19 protein-coding genes and 1 pseudogene are annotated in these 18,718 nt (G+C 60.0%); 8 read left to right on the top strand and 12 right to left on the bottom strand.

The window, feature by feature from the left end; all coding sequences use genetic code 11:
- Positions 1-91: 91 nt before the first annotated feature.
- From QAO71_RS09600 to QAO71_RS09590, 3 genes are all read left to right on the top strand, one after another.
- A complete protein-coding gene (locus tag QAO71_RS09600) occupies positions 92-1,015 on the top strand; it encodes a DUF4351 domain-containing protein (RefSeq protein WP_280164245.1) in 924 nt (307 codons plus the stop codon).
- 286 nt (positions 1,016-1,301) lie between these two features.
- Entirely contained in the window at positions 1,302-2,618 is a 1,317-nt protein-coding gene (locus QAO71_RS09595; RefSeq protein WP_280164244.1) for a HipA domain-containing protein, read from the top strand.
- On the top strand, positions 2,615-3,061 hold the full coding sequence (locus QAO71_RS09590; RefSeq protein ID WP_280164243.1) for a helix-turn-helix transcriptional regulator: 447 nt from the start codon (positions 2,615-2,617) through the stop codon (positions 3,059-3,061). Before QAO71_RS09595 ends, QAO71_RS09590 begins: the two co-directional genes overlap by 4 nt.
- Positions 3,062-3,125: 64 nt before the next feature.
- Here the strand turns inward: QAO71_RS09590 and QAO71_RS09585 are convergent, their stop codons facing one another.
- Positions 3,126-4,403, bottom strand: coding sequence for a DUF2235 domain-containing protein (locus tag QAO71_RS09585; protein ID WP_280164242.1), 1,278 nt, complete (start codon positions 4,401-4,403; stop codon positions 3,126-3,128).
- Positions 4,404-4,595: 192 nt separating this feature from the next.
- On the opposite strand from QAO71_RS09585, the gene QAO71_RS09580 reads away from it, so the two are divergent.
- From QAO71_RS09580 to gloA, 3 genes are all read left to right on the top strand, one after another.
- Positions 4,596-5,444: an OmpA family protein gene (locus QAO71_RS09580; RefSeq protein WP_280164241.1), complete on the top strand. Its 849-nt coding sequence runs from the start codon at positions 4,596-4,598 to the stop codon at positions 5,442-5,444.
- A 185-nt stretch (positions 5,445-5,629) separates the two neighbouring features.
- Positions 5,630-6,847: an argininosuccinate synthase gene (locus tag QAO71_RS09575; RefSeq protein ID WP_036989517.1), complete on the top strand. Its 1,218-nt coding sequence runs from the start codon at positions 5,630-5,632 to the stop codon at positions 6,845-6,847.
- Positions 6,848-6,945: 98 nt separating this feature from the next.
- A complete protein-coding gene (gloA, locus tag QAO71_RS09570; protein ID WP_280164240.1) occupies positions 6,946-7,338 on the top strand; it encodes a lactoylglutathione lyase in 393 nt (130 codons plus the stop codon).
- Between the two features lie 711 nt (positions 7,339-8,049).
- Here gloA and QAO71_RS09565 read toward each other — a convergent pair.
- Positions 8,050-9,378 carry a deoxyguanosinetriphosphate triphosphohydrolase gene (locus tag QAO71_RS09565; protein ID WP_280164239.1) on the bottom strand — a complete coding sequence of 443 codons (1,329 nt, stop codon included), beginning with the start codon at positions 9,376-9,378 and terminating at the stop codon, positions 8,050-8,052.
- Positions 9,379-9,503: 125 nt separating this feature from the next.
- On the opposite strand from QAO71_RS09565, the gene QAO71_RS09560 reads away from it, so the two are divergent.
- Together QAO71_RS09560 and QAO71_RS09555 are read left to right on the top strand one after the other, a co-directional pair.
- Positions 9,504-9,758, top strand: coding sequence for a glutaredoxin family protein (locus QAO71_RS09560; protein ID WP_280164238.1), 255 nt, complete (start codon positions 9,504-9,506; stop codon positions 9,756-9,758).
- 2 nt (positions 9,759-9,760) lie between these two features.
- On the top strand, positions 9,761-10,210 hold the full coding sequence (locus tag QAO71_RS09555; protein WP_280164237.1) for a YcgN family cysteine cluster protein: 450 nt from the start codon (positions 9,761-9,763) through the stop codon (positions 10,208-10,210).
- A 187-nt stretch (positions 10,211-10,397) separates the two neighbouring features.
- Here the strand turns inward: QAO71_RS09555 and QAO71_RS09550 are convergent, their stop codons facing one another.
- The 10 genes and pseudogenes from QAO71_RS09550 to rsxB all read right to left on the bottom strand — a co-directional run bounded on the left by QAO71_RS09550 (position 10,398) and on the right by rsxB (position 18,718).
- On the bottom strand, positions 10,398-11,237 hold the full coding sequence (locus tag QAO71_RS09550; RefSeq protein ID WP_280164236.1) for a VacJ family lipoprotein: 840 nt from the start codon (positions 11,235-11,237) through the stop codon (positions 10,398-10,400).
- Entirely contained in the window at positions 11,234-12,526 is a 1,293-nt protein-coding gene (locus QAO71_RS09545) for a serine/threonine protein kinase (RefSeq protein WP_280164235.1), read from the bottom strand. Before QAO71_RS09545 ends, QAO71_RS09550 begins: the two co-directional genes overlap by 4 nt.
- A gap of 168 nt (positions 12,527-12,694) precedes the next feature.
- Positions 12,695-12,913, bottom strand: a complete 219-nt coding sequence (locus tag QAO71_RS09540; RefSeq protein ID WP_136869578.1) for a DUF2061 domain-containing protein — start codon at positions 12,911-12,913, stop codon at positions 12,695-12,697.
- A gap of 106 nt (positions 12,914-13,019) precedes the next feature.
- Positions 13,020-13,205 (bottom strand): hypothetical protein, encoded by a 186-nt coding sequence (locus tag QAO71_RS09535; RefSeq protein ID WP_136869577.1) that lies wholly within the window; start codon positions 13,203-13,205, stop codon positions 13,020-13,022.
- 105 nt (positions 13,206-13,310) lie between these two features.
- Positions 13,311-13,946, bottom strand: a complete 636-nt coding sequence (gene nth / locus QAO71_RS09530; RefSeq protein WP_036989526.1) for an endonuclease III — start codon at positions 13,944-13,946, stop codon at positions 13,311-13,313.
- A 2-nt stretch (positions 13,947-13,948) separates the two neighbouring features.
- Entirely contained in the window at positions 13,949-14,665 is a 717-nt protein-coding gene (locus QAO71_RS09525) for an electron transport complex subunit E (RefSeq protein ID WP_036989528.1), read from the bottom strand.
- Positions 14,658-15,311 carry an electron transport complex subunit RsxG gene (gene rsxG, locus QAO71_RS09520; protein WP_280164234.1) on the bottom strand — a complete coding sequence of 218 codons (654 nt, stop codon included), beginning with the start codon at positions 15,309-15,311 and terminating at the stop codon, positions 14,658-14,660. Before rsxG ends, QAO71_RS09525 begins: the two co-directional genes overlap by 8 nt.
- Before the next feature lies 1 nt (position 15,312).
- On the bottom strand, positions 15,313-16,380 hold the full coding sequence (rsxD, locus tag QAO71_RS09515) for an electron transport complex subunit RsxD (protein ID WP_280164233.1): 1,068 nt from the start codon (positions 16,378-16,380) through the stop codon (positions 15,313-15,315).
- A 74-nt stretch (positions 16,381-16,454) separates the two neighbouring features.
- A pseudogene (rsxC, locus tag QAO71_RS09510) lies at positions 16,455-18,137 on the bottom strand (electron transport complex subunit RsxC); the annotation flags it as partial.
- Complete coding sequence (gene rsxB / locus QAO71_RS09505; RefSeq protein WP_280164232.1) at positions 18,137-18,718, bottom strand: electron transport complex subunit RsxB; 582 nt, start codon at positions 18,716-18,718, stop codon at positions 18,137-18,139. The pseudogene rsxC and the gene rsxB, both read right to left, overlap by 1 nt.

Here is an 18,718-nt window from a genome sequence, read left to right as displayed (position 1 = left end):
CGACTCCATCACATTTTTGACTGCTTAATTTGCCTTGCCGTGATTTGTCTCGATACTGTATGGGTATACAGTCTAATGAGGCGCGCCAGCTATGTCCGGCATTACCAGCCATGATCAGAATTTCAAAAACCTGATTCTCGATTATCCGCGTCAGGCGTTGGAGTTTTTTGCTGCTGCGAAAGGGTTGGATCTGGGGCAGGGCGCGCGTATTACCCCGATTCGTCAGGAACAGCTGAAGAGTCGCTTAGGCGACCGCTTTCATGAACTGGATGTGCCGTTGCTGGTGGAATGGCCTGACGGTAGCCGCGAGGCATTGTTGTTTATGCTGGAGGAAGAAACTAACCCGGCGCGCTTTTCGATTCACCGATTGGCTCAGTATTGCTTGGAATTGTCTGACATGTTCAAGACCAACCGGGTGGTGCCTGTGGCCATCTTTCTGCGGGCAGCACAGAAGGTGCCGGAAACGTTAGTGCTGGGCGGCGACAGTTTTACCTATCTGAGCTTCAATTACCTGAAATGCGATCTGGCTAATCTCGACGCCAACCAGTACCTGGATAGCCCCAATCTGGTAGCGCGATTGAACCTGCCGAACATGGCGTGGCCTGCAGACCGGAAGGTGGATATCTACGCGCACGCCACCCGAGGCCTGTTCACTTTGGAATCTGACCCCGAGAAGCAGCGCAAATATCTGGACTTCATCGACATCTACACAGCCCTGGACGATAATCAAATGCACGAATACCAAGCGCGGTACCCGCAGGAGAATTCCAAAATGGTCGGTTTGACAGAGCGTTTGTTGAATGAGGGCTTGGAGAAAGGCATGCGACAAGGCATGCAGAAGGGGCGCCAGGAGGGCGAGGCTAGCTTGCTGGCGCGCCAACTTACCCGCCGCTTCGGCTCGTTAGATTCTGCGACTGAACAGCGTTTGCAGCAGGCCAGCTCTGATGATTTGGAGCGCTGGGCCGATAATATTCTTGATGCTCGGACGCTGGATGAGGTGTTTTCCAAACACTGAGTGAGTCCGGCGCCCCTGATGGTTCCCATCCAACCGCTGCGGCACCATCAGAAATCGAGTGCGGGCTCCCTTTGAGTCAAGCTGCTGCAGAGCCCAAGATCGTTCCCACGCTGTGCAGGCGGGTGGCTCGGACGCTGGAGCGTGGGAACCATCAGAGGGGAAAGTCATAGTCGGCATTAAATTGCCGAATTTAGATTGGTTGGAGCTGATTTAAAGACTTATATTGCTGATTAGGTCGCTATGAACTAGAGTTGTCAGCATCTTAATGCCGATTGAGTTGGCTGCAATGCACGAATCTCTCACTATACAAACCTATGTAGACGGCCAATGGCACGATGCTCTGGATCTGAGTATCTCGAATACGCAGGCTGTTACGAATACGCGCATTACGGCTTCGTACAAGACGGCATATCTGCATGACTTTTATGATGCGATAGATAGCATTTTTGAACATGCCGTCAGCGTGAACTTGCCTGCCAACTGGAGTGCCGAGGAGACCAAAGGCTTCCCGGCCTTCGTTCTCGACATCATTCCCGCTGGTCATGCAAAGAAGTCGCTGAGCAAGCGATTCAATGATGAAAAGCCTCCAGAAATGGATCTTGATCTGTTTTTGCTGGGTAGATGTACGCCATCGCCTATTGGCAATCTACGTGTGAAAGAGTCGGTTGAAGCTCTTGAGGACACAGGGGCTGAGGCCTTTGCTCGTCAGGAAGTGGTTGAGCGTACGAATGACTTTCTCGAGTACGCCTACGAGGCTGGAGCTGCATTGGGCGGCGCGACTGGCGCTCAGGGTGAAGCACCCAAGCTGTTGTTGGTCGAGGGGCGTGACGGGATGTTTTACGCTGACGCCATGCTTGATGATTCTTCAGTGCAGTCACACTCGCTGGTTAAGTTCGCTCGAAACAAGGTGACTGAGAACGACAAGAACATTCTTCGTGCTGAGTATCACTACTACAAAGCGGTGTCGAGCCTTGGTTTGAATACCGTTTCAACTCAGGGTTTGAGCTTGGAAGAAGCTCAAAGGCCCAGCCTTTGGATGCCACGTTTTGACCGCGTTGTGAATGGCGGGAGCGTTGGGCGTATCGCGGTAGAGTCGGTCTACTCCTTGCTTGGTAACACAGAGCCGGGGTCGAGGCTCAAGCATGAGGTTGTGCTGGCGAAGCTGATTGAGTTGTGGTGCTTAAGCGGGCAAGCCGGTGAGGTGCCAGAGCTGATCTTTGAATACATACGGCGAGACTTGCTTAACCGAATCCTTGGCAACAGTGACAATCACGGTCGCAACACATCGATATTCCGGTACAGGGGAAGGTTTGATCTGGCCCCGATCTATGACCTGGCCCCGATGGTCCTGGATGCAGAGGGAGTAACCAGGGCAACGAAATGGGAAGCCGAAAAAAAAGGGAGCCCACAGTGGCGTGAGATCTGTGCCTGCTTCCCGCAATGGTACGCCCCTGATGATCTGTATGAGCGAATCCGTGGCGCCGCCCATGAGTTCAGAGCACTGCCGGACTTACTCGTAGATATGCCTCTGGATGTTCGCCAATCAAAGGCTATTCCAGTCAATAATCTGGACTCGAGCTTTGAGTTATGGAGGCTGGTATGAAAGCCGTGACTGGAGAAGGGCGTAAACAACTGATCGAAGAGATCATCCGGATGCACACTGATGGTGAGTTAACCCTTGGCATGGCTATCCGTAGACTTCGTTTGGAGGTCACTGGTTTCGATCAGGAAACCTTTGCTCAGATGTGCGGTATGTCCACCCGAGCGCTGTATCAGTTGGAAACAGACAAAGGTAATCCGACTTTGAGCACTGTCGATTCGATATTGCGTAAGTTTGGACTGCGGATGGGGCTCATGGCGGCGATTGCACCGAGTAAAAGGTCATTGTTGGTTGCTGCGATGGATTCAAGCGGAAAGCCTGTACCTGAATATGCCACCGCAAGGGGGGCGAAGCCTAAAGGGGCTGCAAGGCACGAAGCTGCAGCTGACAAGTTGCGCAAGGTCACAAAAAAGAAGCGCCAAGAGGGCGGTGGACCAACCAGCTAGCGCGGCTCCCACGCTGGAGCGTGGGGACCATCGTTGGGGGCGCGACAACCCGACAACCTGAAAGTCACGGCATGGGCCAGGACACTTGTTCTGGTGGGATCAGTTCGCCGTCCCAGCCGACCACGGGAATGGTCGTGGAGGGCTGAGCCTGCGCCTGTTTGATCACGGCGGTCAGATTGGGTGGTCGATAGGGTGTTGGCTCAATGTCTTTGTCCGCAGGGGCGTCATGCTGTACGTGCTGCAGTTGCCAGCGTTGCAGGGCGGAGATGTGCAGGCGTTCGTTGACGGTTTCTTCCCCTGGCTTGGGTGAATTGCGCCGGCTGTTTGCGAGGCTGACATGGTCGCGGATCAGGCCGTCGAGTTTGCCGGTGGGCGGGGTGAGGACGTTGCAGAGGGTACGCAGGTAGGGGTAGGTGTGGCTGAGCATGGCGCGGTAGAGCAGTGTTCGGCTTTCAACGCCTTTGCCTTTGACGCGTTCTGTCATGGGCCGGCTGGAGTCCATGATGACATCGTGTACGTCGATAGCCAGGCCGGTGTGAACACGGAGGCGTTTGATCATCCAGTCGAGGGCGATGTCGGATAGGTCACTGTCGGGATAGGAGCCGCCTATGTTGGAGTGCACGCCGGAGAACCAGACCTGCTCGACTATCTGCCCCGGCGGGAGCGGTTGGCCTATGGGTTTCTCCCATAGGGTCGGCGGGAAGGCGGCGCGTTTTTCATCAATGGCCAGAGCGTGAAGCGCTACTTCGATATGTGGCCCCAGATGGACGTCATGGAAGTACCAGCGGGACGCGAAAGAGAGAGTCTTTGCCCAGTCGCCGGGAATGCCCAGAGAGCCGACGGTATCCCATACGCCTACGCATTTGATGGTGACCTGTTCGTGGCGCTCGAGGTTGTCGATGGCCGTAATGGCTGCTTTTCTTGCGTCGTTATCGGTGTATTGGTCTGAGCGGCGAATTTCCAACAGTCGATCCAGTGGCTTTCCCAGACAGGACGCATGGAATATGCCGGCGAGGTTGATCAGCCCTGCCAGGCTGCGGGCGGTGTAGGCGCCGCGGGAGAAGCCAAAGAGGTAGATCTCATCTCCCGGCTGGTAGTTATTACCGAGAAAGCGGTAGCCATCGATGACGTTATTATCCAGCCCGGCGCCGCTGAAACCGCCGCGCATCTTGTCTCCCTTGGCGGTGCCGACGCCGCGTCCGTAGTAGAGAATCTGACTGGTGCCGTCATCAGCGACCGGTGGGATGGAGCGCAGGAGTTTGATGACATTGGTGACTTTGCTGCTTTTGTCGTTGGAGTTCCAGGTGCCGTCCAGGCAGAGAATGAGCCTACGTTTGGGCATGACTGTTTCCTTGTCGTTGGGTGTATGTGTTTGGTATAGCGTATTTATGGGCGGGGGCGTATCACCTTAATTGGGGGCTGCGGGGTGTCATCGCGCGGGTGCACCACAACCCGGAAAGCGCTCCGCTAACCTAAAGTTTCCCCATCTCCCGCCGATCTGGTTCCTGTAGCCGTTGATGCGGGAGCTTTCCTTTTGCCACGCCTTTCCATCGCTTTGTTGCTGGGCCTTGCCTTGCCTGCTCAGGCCCTGACTTTCCAGACTCGCATGGAGAATGTGGAGTGGACGGTGGATGGGGATAAGTTTGAGTGTCGTCTCAGTCAGAAGGTCGATGGTTACGGGGAGGCGATGTTTGTGCGGCGGGCGGGGGAGCGACCGGTGTTCGAGTTATCGGCCTGGAGCAATCTGATGCGGCCGGGGCCGGCGCAGTTGTTCAATGATGCACCGCCATGGCGACCGGGCACAGCGGCACAGTTGGTGGGTTCCGGCACCATCAATAATGGGCCGACGGTGCTGCGCTTGCCCTATCAGCAGGCGGGGCAGATGCTGGCGGGGTTGTCGGCCGGGTTGCAGCCGACCATTCAGCGCGGCAGCATCAGCGATGCGGGGCAGATCACGGTGGTGGTCTCCAGCGTCGGTTACCGGCAGGCGTGGGATGAGTTTCAGGCCTGCGCCACTGGGCTGCTGCCAATGAATATCGATCAGATTTCCCGCAGTGCGATTGGCTTTCCTTCCGGTGGTGCAGGGCTGGATGCGCGGGCGCGGGAGATGCTGGATGCGGCGTTGGCCTATATCGAGGCGGACCCGGAGGTGAGCCGGATTCTGCTCGATGGGCACTCGGACGCCAGCGGAGATCGCTTACTCAACCGGGAGTTGTCGCGGCAGCGGGCGTTGGCGGTGCAGGGCTATCTGGTCGAGCGCGGTGTGGATGAAGAGCTGTTCATCAACCGTTTTCACGGTGAGCGGTATCCGGTGGTGGCCAACAGCAGTGCCGAGGGGCGGGCGAAGAATCGACGGGTGACGTTGCGGCTGGAGCGCGAGTGATTGGTGTTTGCCGGCTGGTGATGTGGCGCCTCCCACAATATTGATGCTTCCTGTAGGTGTATTGGGCTTGTCGGTCGTGCCCTTTGTTGGTCAGCCCCTGTAAATACTCCGTCCCGAACGGTAGAATGACTGCCTTTGGCTGGTGCCCTTCGCTGCGCCGGTAACCTTCATCAATGGAGCGCGTAATGACTGATGTAAAAAAAGTCGTCCTGGCCTATTCCGGCGGTCTGGATACCTCGGTAATCCTCAAGTGGCTGGAAGATACCTACGGTTGCGAAGTGGTCACGTTCACCGCTGACCTGGGGCAGGGCGAGGAAGTCGAGCCGGCGCGCGCCAAGGCCCAGGCGATGGGCGTGAAGGAAATCTACATCGATGATCTGCGCGAAGAGTTTGTGCGTGACTTCGTGTTCCCGATGTTCCGCGCCAATACCGTTTACGAAGGTGAATACCTGCTCGGTACCTCCATTGCCCGTCCGCTGATCGCCAAGCGCTTGATCGAGATCGCCAATGAGACCGGTGCTGATGCCATTTCCCATGGCGCCACCGGCAAGGGTAACGACCAGGTGCGTTTCGAGCTGGGCGCTTATGCGCTGAAGCCGGGTGTGAAAGTGATCGCGCCCTGGCGTGAGTGGGATCTGCTGTCCCGCGAGAAACTGATGGATTACGCCGCCAAGCATGACATTCCGATCGAGCGCCACGGCAAGAAGAAGTCGCCGTACTCGATGGACGCCAACCTGCTGCACATCTCCTATGAGGGTGGTGTGCTGGAGGATACCTGGGCCGAGCATGAAGAAGACATGTGGCGCTGGACCAAGTCGCCCGAGGCAGCGCCGGATGTGGCTACCTACATCGAGCTGAGCTACCGCAAAGGCGATATCGTTGCCATCGACGGCAAGGAAATGACTCCGGCTGAGGTGCTGGCCTATCTGAACAAGGTGGGTGGCGAGAATGGGATTGGTCGTCTCGATATCGTCGAGAACCGCTTCGTGGGCATGAAGTCCCGCGGCTGCTACGAAACCCCCGGCGGCACCATCATGCTCAAGGGCCACCGCGCCATCGAGTCGATCACTCTGGACCGTGAGGTCGCCCACCTGAAGGACAGCCTGATGCCCAAGTACGCCGAGCTGATCTACAACGGTTTCTGGTGGAGCCCGGAGCGCGTGATGCTGCAGGAGATGATCGATGCCTCCCAGCTGAGCGTGAACGGTGTGGTGCGGTTGAAGCTCTACAAGGGCAATGTGATCGTGGTCGGTCGCAAGTCCGATGATTCGCTGTTCGATGCCAATATCGCTACCTTCGAAGACGATGCCGGTGCCTATGATCAGGCCGACGCGGCGGGCTTCATCAAACTGAATGCACTGCGTCTGCGCATTGCTGCCAACAAGGGTCGCAAGCTGATCTGATCGGCTGCGCCATCATCCTAAAGTAACCGCCCGGTGCTAACCTTTGTGTTGGCACCGGGCAGGCTGCTGCCGTGATAACCAACCTGAGGAGAATCAGCATGCGCTTATTGCATACCATGCTCCGTGTGGGCGATCTGGATAAGTCCATTGCGTTTTATACCGAAGTGCTGGGGATGACCCTGCTGCGTCGCAAGGATTATCCGGAGGGGCGTTTTACTCTGGCTTTTGTCGGGTTTGGCAATGAGGCGGAGAACTCGGTGCTGGAGCTGACCCACAACTGGGATACCGCGAGTTATGACCTGGGTAACGGGTATGGGCACATTGCCATTGAGGTGAATGATGTGTACAAGGCCTGCGAGCAGATCCGTGCGAGTGGTGGCAAGGTGGTCCGTGAAGCCGGCCCGATGCTGCACGGCGCGAGCATTCTGGCCTTTGTTGAAGACCCGGATGGCTACAAGATCGAACTGTTGTCCCCCAGTCGCGGCGATTGAACCCTGGGATGGTCGAGCACCAGCTCGACCGCGGAGGTGACGGGTACACCTGTGTCAAGCTGGTGCTTGACACTCCCAGGGGCTGACTTGGGATGTCCCTGGGATGGTCGAGCACCAGCTCGACCGCGGAGGTGGCAGATACACCTGTGTCAAGCTGGTGCTTGACACTCCCAGGGTCTGACTTGGGATGTCCCTGGGATGGTCGAGCACCAGCTCGACCGCGGAGTTGACAGCTACCCCTGTGTCAAGCTGGTGCTTGACACTCCCAGGGGGCTGACTTGAGTGTCCGGGGGGCTGAGCCCTGGGATGGTCGAGCACCAGCTCGACCGCGGAGGTGACGGGTACCCTTGTGTCAAGCTGGTGCTTGACACTCCCAGGGGCTGACTTGGGATGTCCCTGGGATGGTCGAGCACTAGCTCGACCGCGGAGGTGGCGGGTACGCCTGTGTCAAGCTGGTGCTTGACACTCCCAGGGGGTGGCTTGGGATGTCCGGGGGGGTGGACCCTGGGATGGTCGAGTACTAGCTCGACTGCGGAGGTGGCGGGTATGCCTGTGTCAAGCTGGTGCTTGACACTCCCAGGGGGTGGCTTGGGATGTTTGGGGCTCCCCTGGGATGGTCGAGCACTAGCTCGACCGCGGAGGTGGTAGGTACACCTGTGTCAAGCTGGTGCTTGACACTCCCAGGGGAAGCCCGCCGGCCTTGTCCGGGTATCAACCTGGGTTGATGCCTCTGATCCTGGCAGCCATATCCGCCGCATACAGATCTGTCATGCCGGCAATGAAGTCAATGACACGCATATAACTGGCGTACAGATCCCAATCTTCCCTCGGGGCATTATTGCCCAGCAGATCCAGAATCCGTCTGTGCTTGAAGCTCAGGTTCTGGCCTGACTGCTGCTCGTTGACTGCGCCGCAGAAGGCTTCAAGCAATGTCTCCAAGGTGCTGTAGGCACCGATCTCATGCAGGGTCTTGCGCTTGTCCTGGAATATCTTGTGGCGGGCGATGCTTTTGGCTTCGAGCACGCAGCGCTGGGCGGCTTCGGGCATATGGCTTACCAGGTCGCCCGGCAAGGTGCCGGATAGCAGGGCAGGTTGCTGTTCGATGAAGGTCTCGGCCGCTGCATTGACCAGATGCTCGATCGCTTTGCCGCGCAGGATTGCGAGTTTGCGCCGGGTAGAGTCGCGGGGGCCGAGCTGGCGGTAGGTTTCCGGCAGGTCGTCACCGACCAGATCCAGCAACAGGCGCTCCACTTCGCTGTAGCTGAGCAGTTCCATTTCCATGCCGTCTTCCAGATCGATCAGCGCGTAGCAGATGTCATCAGCCGCTTCGACCAGATAGACCAGCGGACTGCGGGCCCAGCATTGGTCGCTCTGCAGGGGCAGGCCGAGCTTGTCGGTGATCTGCACCAGCCGCGGGTATTCAGCCTGATAGCAGCCGAACTTGTGCTTTTTGTAGCCATGGCTGTCGGCGTGTTGCGATGTCCAGGGGTATTTCAGATAGGCGCCGAGGGTGGCGTAGGTCAGGCGCATGCCGCCGTCGAACTGGTGGTATTCCAGCTCGGTGAGTACACGAAAGCCCTGGGCATTGCCCTCGAAGTTGAGAAAGTCCAGCCGCTGGGCGTCGTTCAGCGGATCAAGCCAGCCTTGCCGCGCGGCCTTGTGGAACCAGTGGCGGATGGCGTCTTCGCCGGAGTGGCCGTAAGGTGGATTGCCGATGTCATGGGCCAGGCAGGCGGCCTGGATGATAACGCCCAGGTCGGCTGGCGCGCACCAGTCCGGTAATTCATCGCGCAGCATCTCGCCGACGCGCATGCCCAGTGAGCGCCCTACGCAACTGACTTCCAGACTGTGGGTGAGGCGCGTGTGGATGTGGTCATTGCTCGATACCGGATGCACCTGGGTCTTCTTGCCCAGGCGGCGGAAGGCGCCGGAGAAGATCACCCGGTCGTGATCCTTGTGAAAGGGAGTGCGGCCGAGTTCTTCGGCGCTGGCGGCAGGTTTGCCCAATCGTTCGCGACACAACAGTGTTTGCCAATCCATAGAGCCTCCAGTCAGATCAGTCGAGTATGGGATAACGCCGCTGGGCTGCCAAGAGCGCTGAGCCATTCAGCCGGTGTTCGTTCCGGGGTAGAATGTGCGCTGTCCCGCCTGCTTTCGGAATTGCCATGACTGTGTTGACCCTGTTTGGAACCACTGCCTGCCATCTGTGTGAGGAATGCCTGCACCTGACCCGTCCGCTGGAGGGCAACGGCATTGTCGTGCGGCAGGTGGATATCATCGAGTCGCCGGAGTTGCTGGCGCGGTATGAGCTGCGGATTCCAGTGCTGCGTCGGGAAGATACCGGGGCGGAACTGGATTGGCCGTTCAGTTTGAGCCAGTTGCTGGATTGGCTGGCGGATGCTCTGGGCGAGGAAGGCTGACCATGGCGCAGCGCGTGACAGCTTTCTGGAAGCGCAAGACGCTGGAGCAGATGGACCAGCGGGAGTGGGAGTCTCTGTGCGATGGCTGCGGGCTGTGTTGCCTGCAGAAGCTGGAGGATGAGGATGATGCGGCGTCTATCTATTACACACGGGTGGCGTGCAAGCTGCTGGACCTGAACAGCTGCCGGTGCAGTGATTATACGAACCGGCGCAAGCACGTGCCCGATTGCGTACAACTGACCCCGGCTACGGCGGAAGAATTCGCCTGGCTGCCGCCGACGTGCGCCTATCGGCTGGTAGCCGAGGGCGAGGACCTGCCGCCGTGGCATCATCTGGTGTGTGGTGATCGGGATGCCGTTCACAAATCAGGTATTTCCCAGGCCGGGCGGATGATAGCTGAGGGGAGTGTGGCTGATGATGACTGGGAAGAGCATATTATCTTCCGGGTTTGAGGCACTGGATGGTTTTCCTGGGATGGTCGAGCACCCGCTCGACCGGGGAGTTGCCGGAGACGTTTGGTCGAGCTGGTGCTCGACCGTCCCAGGGGGCCTGCGTTCTTAGGGTCGAGGGTAACTCGATGCTCCCAGGCGCGCGGCGGGGCGCCGCTCCTACAATAAAACTCGGGCTTGCTGCCTGTGCCTACCGCCGAATCTGCAATTCCCGCAATTTGATGTAGAAATACCGAACCTGATCATACTCGAACGGGCTGTCCAACGAACCGTAGCGGAAGCCGTTGATGTAGCGCAGGTTGACGGCGTAGAGGCCGTATGACCAGGGGTGCTGGTTCATGTAGCGGCGGTTGTCGAGGTATGCGGCGGCGTCTTCGATGGACCAATCCACTGCTTTGCCGGCGGTGTCACGCAGGGTGGAGGGGCCGAGCAGGGGCAGGACCAGGTAGGGCCCGGTAGGGACGCCGTAGAAACCCAGGGTCTGGCCAAAGTCTTCCGATTCCTGGGGCAGGCCCATGGCCTTGGCGACGTCGAACAGGCCGAGTACGCCGAGGGTCGTATTGAACAGCAGCCGAGCGGTGGTGCGCGCGCCTTTCTTGAGTTTGCCCTGGGCCAGGCTGTTGGCCAGGTTGGGCACGTCGGCGAGGTTGGCGAAGACGTTGGATACGCCGGTGCGCACGAAGCGCGGCGTGGCCCACTCATAGGCGCCTACCACTGGCAGATAGACGTACTCATCGAACTGACCATTGAAACGATACACTCGACGGTTGAAGCCTTCGATGGGGTCATGGATTTTCAGCGCATCCAGGCTGGAGCGCTCGAACTGATAGTTAGTGCCTTCGGTATCGATGGTCAGGCCATCGAGTGCGTCACGGTATGAGGGTACGGCATTGGCAGTTTGCGCCTGAGTTGCAACGCCGGAGCGTTCGAGCGTGTCGCGGCTGCCCTCGGTCTCGGTAGTCTGTGCGTGCACTGCCAGGCTGGTCAGCAGGGTGCCGGCGACGAGCAGGCTGGGGCTGAGTCGGATCATTGTGCGTTCCCTCCCATGAATTTCAACATCTGCAGAACCACATCCCGGTGTCGCAGGTTGCCGCCGTGGCCGCCGCGGGGATACAAGAAGGCGCGCTCGCCGAAGGTGTCGGCGAGGAAGTGATAGTTTTCCTCGGTCAGGATGAAGTCGTCGGCATTGGTCAGCACCGCGATATCCGGGTTGGTCCGGAGAAACGGCTCAATGCTGTAAAGGCTGGTTTCCCAAGCCATGTCTTCCATGGTCTTGCCTTTGTTGTTGCTGCTCCAGACCGGCCACAGCTGGGTTTCCAGATAACAACCGAAGTCGCAGAACAGCGCCCGGCGCAGATAAGGCGTCAACGAGGTGCTGACCTTGAGCTCTTCATGCGGCGGGGAGTAGCGCCCGCCCTCGGTAATGACGTCGGCCATGAAGTTCAGGTCGGCGGCAGCGAAGCGGAATACCGCGCCGATCAGCATGGCCAGTTCCGGATCGGTCAGGGCATTGTCGGACCGCTGGATATCCGCAAACAGGCTGCTTTCGATGTCGGTTACGCCGCTCTCGAAGTGGCGCGCGAGCTTCTCGAAGATATGCTCGTAGAAGCTGTTACCGCTGCTGACGCCATCAATCTGCGTGCGCGCCAGGGCATCCAGGCGGGTGATCGAGGCGTAAAGATCGACCGGCGGGTTGAGTAACAGGGTGCGGGTGAAATTGAACTGCTGGAGCTCTTCATCGAGATGGGCAACGAAGGCGGCGTTGAGTGCGCCGAGACTGAAACCGGCCAGGCGGTATTCGGTGATCTCCAGGCCCTTTTTGTGGCGGGCATGTTCGGCGGCAATGGACATGGCAGTGTGCAGGTCGCGGGCATCACTCAGCCCAAGACCCGGCAGGCCGCTGCGTGAGGCGGCGGCGATGAAGTCGTGGTTGGTGGGTGAAGACAATACGATAACGTGCATGCCGGCCTGCCAGAAGACACGCTTCAGGTAGTCCAGGTTGGGGCTGCTGTAGCCGGAGCCGGTGCCGGCGATGAGAAATACCAACGGGGCGGGCTTGTCCTGCCAGGCCAGGCGGTAATGCAGTTGCCGATAGCGGGACAGTACCGGTGGCAGGTAACGTTCGGGAATCACGGTGACGGCGAGGTCGGTCTGGCGAACATCCACTTCCGCAGGCACCGGCGCGGCTAGAGCCGAAGGCGTACCCGCGATGGTCGCCAGGAAGGCGTTGTCCACGGGGTAGGTGAAGTTATCATCTGCCTGGGCAAGGTTACCCAGCAGGGGAAACAAGATAATGCAAAACAGCAGGTATCGATTCATGAGCACATTCCCGGTTGGCTTGATGAACTATACCCAAATTGATTGCATTTAGTTCCTTTCTGGCCGGAACTCCGTGTTGCTCCCACTGAAGGTAGCTCCTAATGGGGCTCTCCGGTAACTGGTTTTTCTGTGGGAGCGGGCTTACCCGCGAAGAGGGGCGGGAGTTTGTCAGGCGCGAAAAATCGGGGGGAGGTTGAGGCCGGGTTGGATGATGCGGCGGCGTTCCACGCGTTGCCAGACTTTCTCATGGAAGTGGAAGGCGACGGTATTGAGCGTCGGTTCGATCAGCGCCACCGCTCCGCCGAGCAGAACGCTGCCGGTGATGGCGTAGACTACACCGAAGGCGATGGTGAAATGCATTACTGCGAAGGTAAGGGTTTTGGTCATGGTGCACTCTAAATGGGAATCATTGCTGTTTCCGCAATCTTAAGTGCACCACGCACAATTCAGAACATAACTTTGTCAATCGGGCTGATCGACCGTTTCAATCAGATCAATCGAGGTCGAAATCGTAGTCGGACAGTTGCTTTTGCAGGCGGCGTTCTTCCAGATAGTTATCGATCTGGCGGCGCTTGGTCAAGCTTGCCTTGCTGTTGTCATTATCGGTTTCAGGGGCGTCATCATCCTCGACGCTGAAGTCGTCTTCGTCCAGTTCAATATCGCTTTTCGCTTTGGCCATAACTCCACTCCGCTATTGAAGATGCCATTTGCGCACCTTATAGCGGGAGTCTCAGGGAAGCGGAAATAGATTTTTTTATGGGCGAGATGAAAAGTCAAGCTGGTGTCAATCTGATGTCTTGTGCTTGTATTCGCACAGGTCTTCGATGCGGCAGCTACCGCACTGCGGGGTCCGGGCGCGGCATACGTAGCGGCCATGGAGAATCAGCCAGTGATGCGCGTCGATCAGAAATTCCTTGGGCACATGGCGCATGAGTTTCTTCTCGACTTCCAGCACTGTCTTGCCGGGGGCGATGTTGGTGCGGTTGCTGACACGGAAGATATGCGTGTCCACGGCCATGACCGGATGACCGAAAGCGGTGTTGAGCACCACGTTGGCGGTTTTGCGACCGACGCCGGGCAGCGCTTCGAGGGCTTCGCGGTTGTCCGGTACCTGACTGCCGTGCAGTTCGATCAGCAGGCGGCAGGTCTCGATGACGTTCCTGGCCTTGCTGTTGAACAGGCCGATGGTCTTGATGTATTCGGACAGGCCGTCGACACCCAGGGCATAGATGGCCTCGGGGGTATTAGCCACCGGAAACAGCTTGTCGGTGGCCTTGTTGACGCCCACATCGGTAGCCTGGGCCGAGAGGATGACAGCGATCAACAATTCGAAGGGCGAGTTGAAATTCAGCTCGGTGGTCGGGTGGGGATTGTCTTCGCGCAGGCGGCGGAAGATTTCGTAGCGTTTTTCTTTATTCATGATCAGTTGATGGTTCCGGTAACGCGCACGCGCTTGCTGCCGGCAGCGACGGGCGCACTGTCGCGGGTCGCGGCACGGGCCTTGATCTGTGCATCGATGACATTCTTCAGGGCAATCAGCAGCCCCATGACCAGGAAGGCGCCGGGCGGCAGAATGACGAACAGCACTTCCTTGTAATTGGGGAAGACCACCAGGGTCCAGTCGGCAGCCATCGGGCCGAGCAACAGGTGCATGTCGGCGAACAGGGTGCCTTGACCGAGCAACTCGCGCAGCATACCCAGCACCAGCAATACCAGGGCGAAGCCCAGACCCATCATGAAACCGTCCACAGCGGAAGGTAGCAGCGGGTTCTTCGCGGCGAAGCCGTCGGCGCGGCCGAGGATGACGCAGTTGGTGACGATCAGCGGAATGAAAATGCCGAGAATCAGGAACAGTTCATAGGTATAGGCCTGCATCAGCAGCTCGATGCAGGTGGTGACCGAGGCGATGATCATGACGAAGGCGGGCAGGCGCACGGCGTCCGTCACGGCGCTGCGGATCAGCGATACGGCAACATTGGAGCTGACCAACACCAGAATGGTGGCGATGCCCAGGCCCAGGGCATTGACTGCGGTGCTGCTGACGCCGAGCAACGGGCACAGACCAAGCAGCTGTACCAGCCCGGGGTTGTTGTGCCACAGGCCATCGGCGGTCAGTTCGGACAGCTTCTTGTCAGCCATGGGCAGGCTCCTCTGGCGTCAATTGCAGCAGGGTGTCGCGGTGCTCGCTGAAATAAATGAGCGCCTTGTGTACCGCCTGCACCACGGCGCGCGGGGTGATGGTGGCGCCGGTGAACTGGTCGAAGTCGCCACCGTCCTTGCGCACCGCCCAACCCTCGGGCGCGGGCATGGTCAGGCTCTTGCCATTGAAGCTGAGGATCCAGTCAGCCTTGGTCAGTTCCAGCTTGTCGCCCAGGCCGGGGGTTTCCCGGTGGTTGGCCACGCGTACGCCGGCCAGCTCGCCATCGGCGCGAATACCCACCAGCAGGTCAATGCGGCCACTGTAGCCGTCCATGGTCACCACCGGCAGGATTACTGCCGACACCTGGCCGCCCTGTCGAGCACGCCAGGCGGTGGCGGGGCCGGGCAGGCCCAGATGGGTGCGGTCATCGATACTGAAAGCATCGTCCAGCAGTTCGTTGTCATGCTGGTCGTCAGGCAGTATCTCATTCAGTGCGCGCATCTGCATGCGCTGCTGTTCGGCGATGATCAGTTGCTCGGTACCCTGCTGGATCACGGCGATCAGGCCGACGGTGAAGATGGCGAACAGGCCGAGAATCAGGCTGTTGCGCAGTACCGAGCGGCTGGGCGTCGTCACAGGATCCATGTCATTCCGCTCCCTTGCCCAGGCCGCGCTTGGCCTTGCGGTGGCCGTAGGTGCGCGGGGTGGTGTAGTAGTCGATAGTCGGTGCGCAGAGGTTCATCAGCAGCATGGCGAAGGCCACCGCATCGGGATAGTTGCCCCACACGCGAATCACATAGACCAGAACGCCGATGCCGATGCCGAATACCAGTCGTCCGCGGTTGCTGGTGGCGCTGGTGACCGGGTCGGTGGCGATGAAAAAGGCGCCGAGCATGGTAGCGCCGCCGAGCAGATGAAACAGCGGCGAGCCGTTGGAGGCTGAGCCGGAGCCGTTCCAGAACAGCAGGCTCATCACCGTCAGCGCGCCGAGCATACCCACCGGTGCGTGCCAGCTGTAGATGCGGCGGTAGAGTAGATACAGGCCGCCGGCCAGATAGGCGAGGGCGACCCATTCCCAGGCGCGACCCGCCATGCTGCCGAAGGCCGGCTGTGCTTGCTGCAGCTCGGCCATGGTCAGCGCGGTGTTGTTTTTCAGCAAATCAAGCGCGGTGGCGGTGGCCCAGCCATCCGCCGGTGCACTACCGGGAGTGAATACGCGCTGCAGCCCTTCGATCAGCCCCAAGGTGGGGGAGAACGCCGGCTGCAGTTGTTCGATGCCGCGCCATACCGGCCAACTGGTCATCTCCATGGGGAAGGACACCAGCACCATGGCGTAGCCGAGCATGGCCGGGTTGAATGGGTTCTGACCGAGGCCGCCATACAGGTGCTTGCCGAAGGTGATGGCAAAGCCGGTGGCGACCAGTACCAGCCACCAGGGCGCATAAGGCGGCAAGGCCAGGGCCAGCAGCCAGGCGGTGACCAGGGCGCTGCCGTCGTTGAGGTAGAAGCCGATCGGGCGGCGACGCAGGCGCAGGATGGCGGCCTCGAAGCCGATGGCGCAGGCGCTGGCCAGCAGGATATTGATCAGCGTACCCCAGCCGAAGAACCAGGTCATCAACGCGACGCCCGGCAACGTCGCGCCCAGCACCTGGAGCATGATGGTCCGGGTGCGGTTGCTGCCCTGGGCGTGGGGCGAGCTCATGGGGGCCGCCATTATTGCTTCTCCTGGTCGGACATCTGCTCATCGAACGCCTGTTGCGCCTGGGCGAAGGCCTGCTCCAGGGCCGGGATCTGCGCTTGCAGATCGGCGTTGTCCGGGTTGGCGGTCAACTGCTTCTGCGCCCGTTGCAATGCCATCCGGGCGGTGGCGGCGGCGATCTTCAGTTGCTTCTGCTCGGCGCTCAGGGTGGTGACCTTGCGCGACTGGATACGCGCCAGATCCGGCTCGGCGGGCTTGGGCTCGGTGGTTGGCTCGTGCTGTTCGGCCTGCTGCTGGGCTGCCTGTGCTTCCCGGGCGGCTTTGGCACGGGCGGCCTTCTCGGCGCGTGCCTGGCGCTCCAGCTCTCGCTGTTCGGCCTCGCGTTCGAGCCGCTCCTGACGCTGCTCGAAGCGTTGCCGGGAGTGCTCAGCGCGGCTCTGTTGCAGTTCGATGGTGCGAATTTCCGACTTGCCGGCGCGGAAATACTGTACCAACGGGATGCTACTGGGGCAGACATAGGCGCAGGCGCCGCATTCGATGCAATCGAAGAGGTTCTGTCGCTGCAGCTGCTCGTAATCCTTGCCCATGGCGAACCAGTGCAGTTGCTGGGGAAGCAGCTCCGCCGGACAGGCTTCGGCACACAGACCGCAGCGGATGCAGGGCAGCGCCGGCGGTGGTGGCGGCAGCTCATCTACGGTGCCGGCCAGCAGGCAGTTGCTGGTCTTGATGATGGGCGCGCTGCTGTCGAGCAGGGTAAAGCCCATCATCGGGCCGCCCATGACCAGACGGTGCAACTGCGCCTGGCGCAGACCAGCAAAGGCCAGCAGCTCCGCTATCGGGGTGCCGATCAGCGCTTCAACGTTGGTCGGACGCTCCAGTGCGGCGCCGGTCAGGGTGGTGATGCGGCTGATCAGGGGCTGGCCGAGCAGCACGGCATCATGCACTGCCAGGGCGGTGCCGAGGTTCTGGCAGAGAATGCCGATCTCCGCCGGGAGGCCGCCGCTGGGTACTTCCTTGCCGGTGAGGATCTGGATCAGCTGCTTTTCGCCGCCCGATGGGTATTTGGTGGGAAGCACCATCACCTGCATCGGCCGCTCGCCCACTGCCTCGCGCATGGCGGCGATGGCCTCGGGCTTGTTGTCCTCGATGCCGATCAGTACCTGATCCGGCTTGAGGATGTGCATCAGCACATCGATACCGGCAACGACTTGTGGCGCCCGGTGGCGCATGGTCATGTCGTCAGCGGTGATATAGGGCTCGCACTCGGTACCGTTGATGATCAGGGTGTCGATGTGGTGGTCCGGGCGCGAGGCGAGTTTGACCGCTGTGGGGAAACCCGCGCCGCCCATGCCGCTGATGCCGGCCGCGCGGATACGTTCGAGCAGTTCGAGGGGCTGCATATCGCGGTAATCGGGTAGCGGCTGTAATTCGGCCCACTCATCCTGCCCGTCGCTTTCCAGCACGATCGCCAACTCGGCCAGCCCCGAGGCGTGCGGGTAGGGGGCGGGCTCGATGGCGCGGACGATGCCCGAAGTCGGCGCATGCAGCGGGCAACTGATCGGCCCGTTGGCCTCGGCAATCAACTGGCCCTTGAGTACTCGCTCACCGACCTGGACCACAGGCATGGCCCGGTTACCGATGTGTTGCAGCAGCGGCAGTATAAGCCGGGCTGGCAACGGCATCTGTTCCAGTCCGCGGGCGGTGGACTGGGCCTTGTTCTGCGGAGGATGGATGCCGCCGGGGATATCCCAGATGCGCGGTTGGGCAGTCATCAGGCGGCGCCTCGCTGGGCATCGGTGGCAATCACCTGATACGCCGGGCGCGGGAAGTCCCAGCCCCAGTTCTGCGGGGTGACGGCAACGGGCAGCATGTCGATGCAGTCCACCGGGCAGGGCTCCACGCACAGGTCGCACCCGGTACATTCATCGGCGATGACAGTGTGCATGTGCTTGGCTGCGCCGAGAATGGCATCCACCGGGCAGGCCTGGATGCACTTGGTGCAGCCGATGCATTCGGCCTCGCGGATGAATGCTACCGTGCGCGGCTTTTCTTCGCCGTGTTCGCCATCCAGCGGCAGGGCTTCCACGTCAAGCAGGTCGGCCAGGGCTTGAATGGTGGTTTCGCCGCCCGGTGGGCACTTGTTGATCGGCTCGCCATTGGCGATGGCTTCCGCGTAGGGTTTGCAGCCGGGGTGGCCGCATTGGCCACACTGAGTCTGGGGCAGCAGGGCGTTGATCTGCTCGACCACGGGATCGCCTTCGACCCGGAAGCGGATCGCGGCATAGCCCAGCAGCGCGCCAAAGATCAGCGCCAGGGCCAGCAGAATGATTACCGCGGTAAGGATGATCGACAT

This window comes from Halopseudomonas sp. SMJS2 (genome assembly GCF_029866945.1).
GTDB classification, from domain to species: domain Bacteria; phylum Pseudomonadota; class Gammaproteobacteria; order Pseudomonadales; family Pseudomonadaceae; genus Halopseudomonas; species Halopseudomonas bauzanensis.
This window is presented reverse-complemented; position numbering and strand designations above follow the sequence as displayed.

Bases quoted from the DNA above. Each gene is read 5' to 3' on its own strand.
- QAO71_RS09600 (WP_280164245.1), top strand. From the start codon at position 92: ATGTCCGGCATTACCAGCCATGATCAGAATTTCAAAAACCTGATTCTC.
- QAO71_RS09595 (WP_280164244.1), top strand. From the start codon at position 1,302: ATGCACGAATCTCTCACTATACAAACCTATGTAGACGGCCAATGGCAC.
- QAO71_RS09590 (WP_280164243.1), top strand. From the start codon at position 2,615: ATGAAAGCCGTGACTGGAGAAGGGCGTAAACAACTGATCGAAGAGATC.
- QAO71_RS09585 (WP_280164242.1), bottom strand. From the start codon at position 4,403: ATGCCCAAACGTAGGCTCATTCTCTGCCTGGACGGCACCTGGAACTCC.
- QAO71_RS09575 (WP_036989517.1), top strand. From the start codon at position 5,630: ATGACTGATGTAAAAAAAGTCGTCCTGGCCTATTCCGGCGGTCTGGAT.
- gloA (WP_280164240.1), top strand. From the start codon at position 6,946: ATGCGCTTATTGCATACCATGCTCCGTGTGGGCGATCTGGATAAGTCC.
- QAO71_RS09565 (WP_280164239.1), bottom strand. From the start codon at position 9,378: ATGGATTGGCAAACACTGTTGTGTCGCGAACGATTGGGCAAACCTGCC.
- QAO71_RS09560 (WP_280164238.1), top strand. From the start codon at position 9,504: ATGACTGTGTTGACCCTGTTTGGAACCACTGCCTGCCATCTGTGTGAG.
- QAO71_RS09555 (WP_280164237.1), top strand. From the start codon at position 9,761: ATGGCGCAGCGCGTGACAGCTTTCTGGAAGCGCAAGACGCTGGAGCAG.
- QAO71_RS09550 (WP_280164236.1), bottom strand. From the start codon at position 11,237: ATGATCCGACTCAGCCCCAGCCTGCTCGTCGCCGGCACCCTGCTGACC.
- QAO71_RS09545 (WP_280164235.1), bottom strand. From the start codon at position 12,526: ATGAATCGATACCTGCTGTTTTGCATTATCTTGTTTCCCCTGCTGGGT.
- QAO71_RS09540 (WP_136869578.1), bottom strand. From the start codon at position 12,913: ATGACCAAAACCCTTACCTTCGCAGTAATGCATTTCACCATCGCCTTC.
- QAO71_RS09535 (WP_136869577.1), bottom strand. From the start codon at position 13,205: ATGGCCAAAGCGAAAAGCGATATTGAACTGGACGAAGACGACTTCAGC.
- nth (WP_036989526.1), bottom strand. From the start codon at position 13,946: ATGAATAAAGAAAAACGCTACGAAATCTTCCGCCGCCTGCGCGAAGAC.
- QAO71_RS09525 (WP_036989528.1), bottom strand. From the start codon at position 14,665: ATGGCTGACAAGAAGCTGTCCGAACTGACCGCCGATGGCCTGTGGCAC.
- rsxG (WP_280164234.1), bottom strand. From the start codon at position 15,311: ATGGATCCTGTGACGACGCCCAGCCGCTCGGTACTGCGCAACAGCCTG.
- rsxD (WP_280164233.1), bottom strand. From the start codon at position 16,380: ATGGCGGCCCCCATGAGCTCGCCCCACGCCCAGGGCAGCAACCGCACC.
- rsxB (WP_280164232.1), bottom strand. From the start codon at position 18,718: ATGTCGATCATCCTTACCGCGGTAATCATTCTGCTGGCCCTGGCGCTG.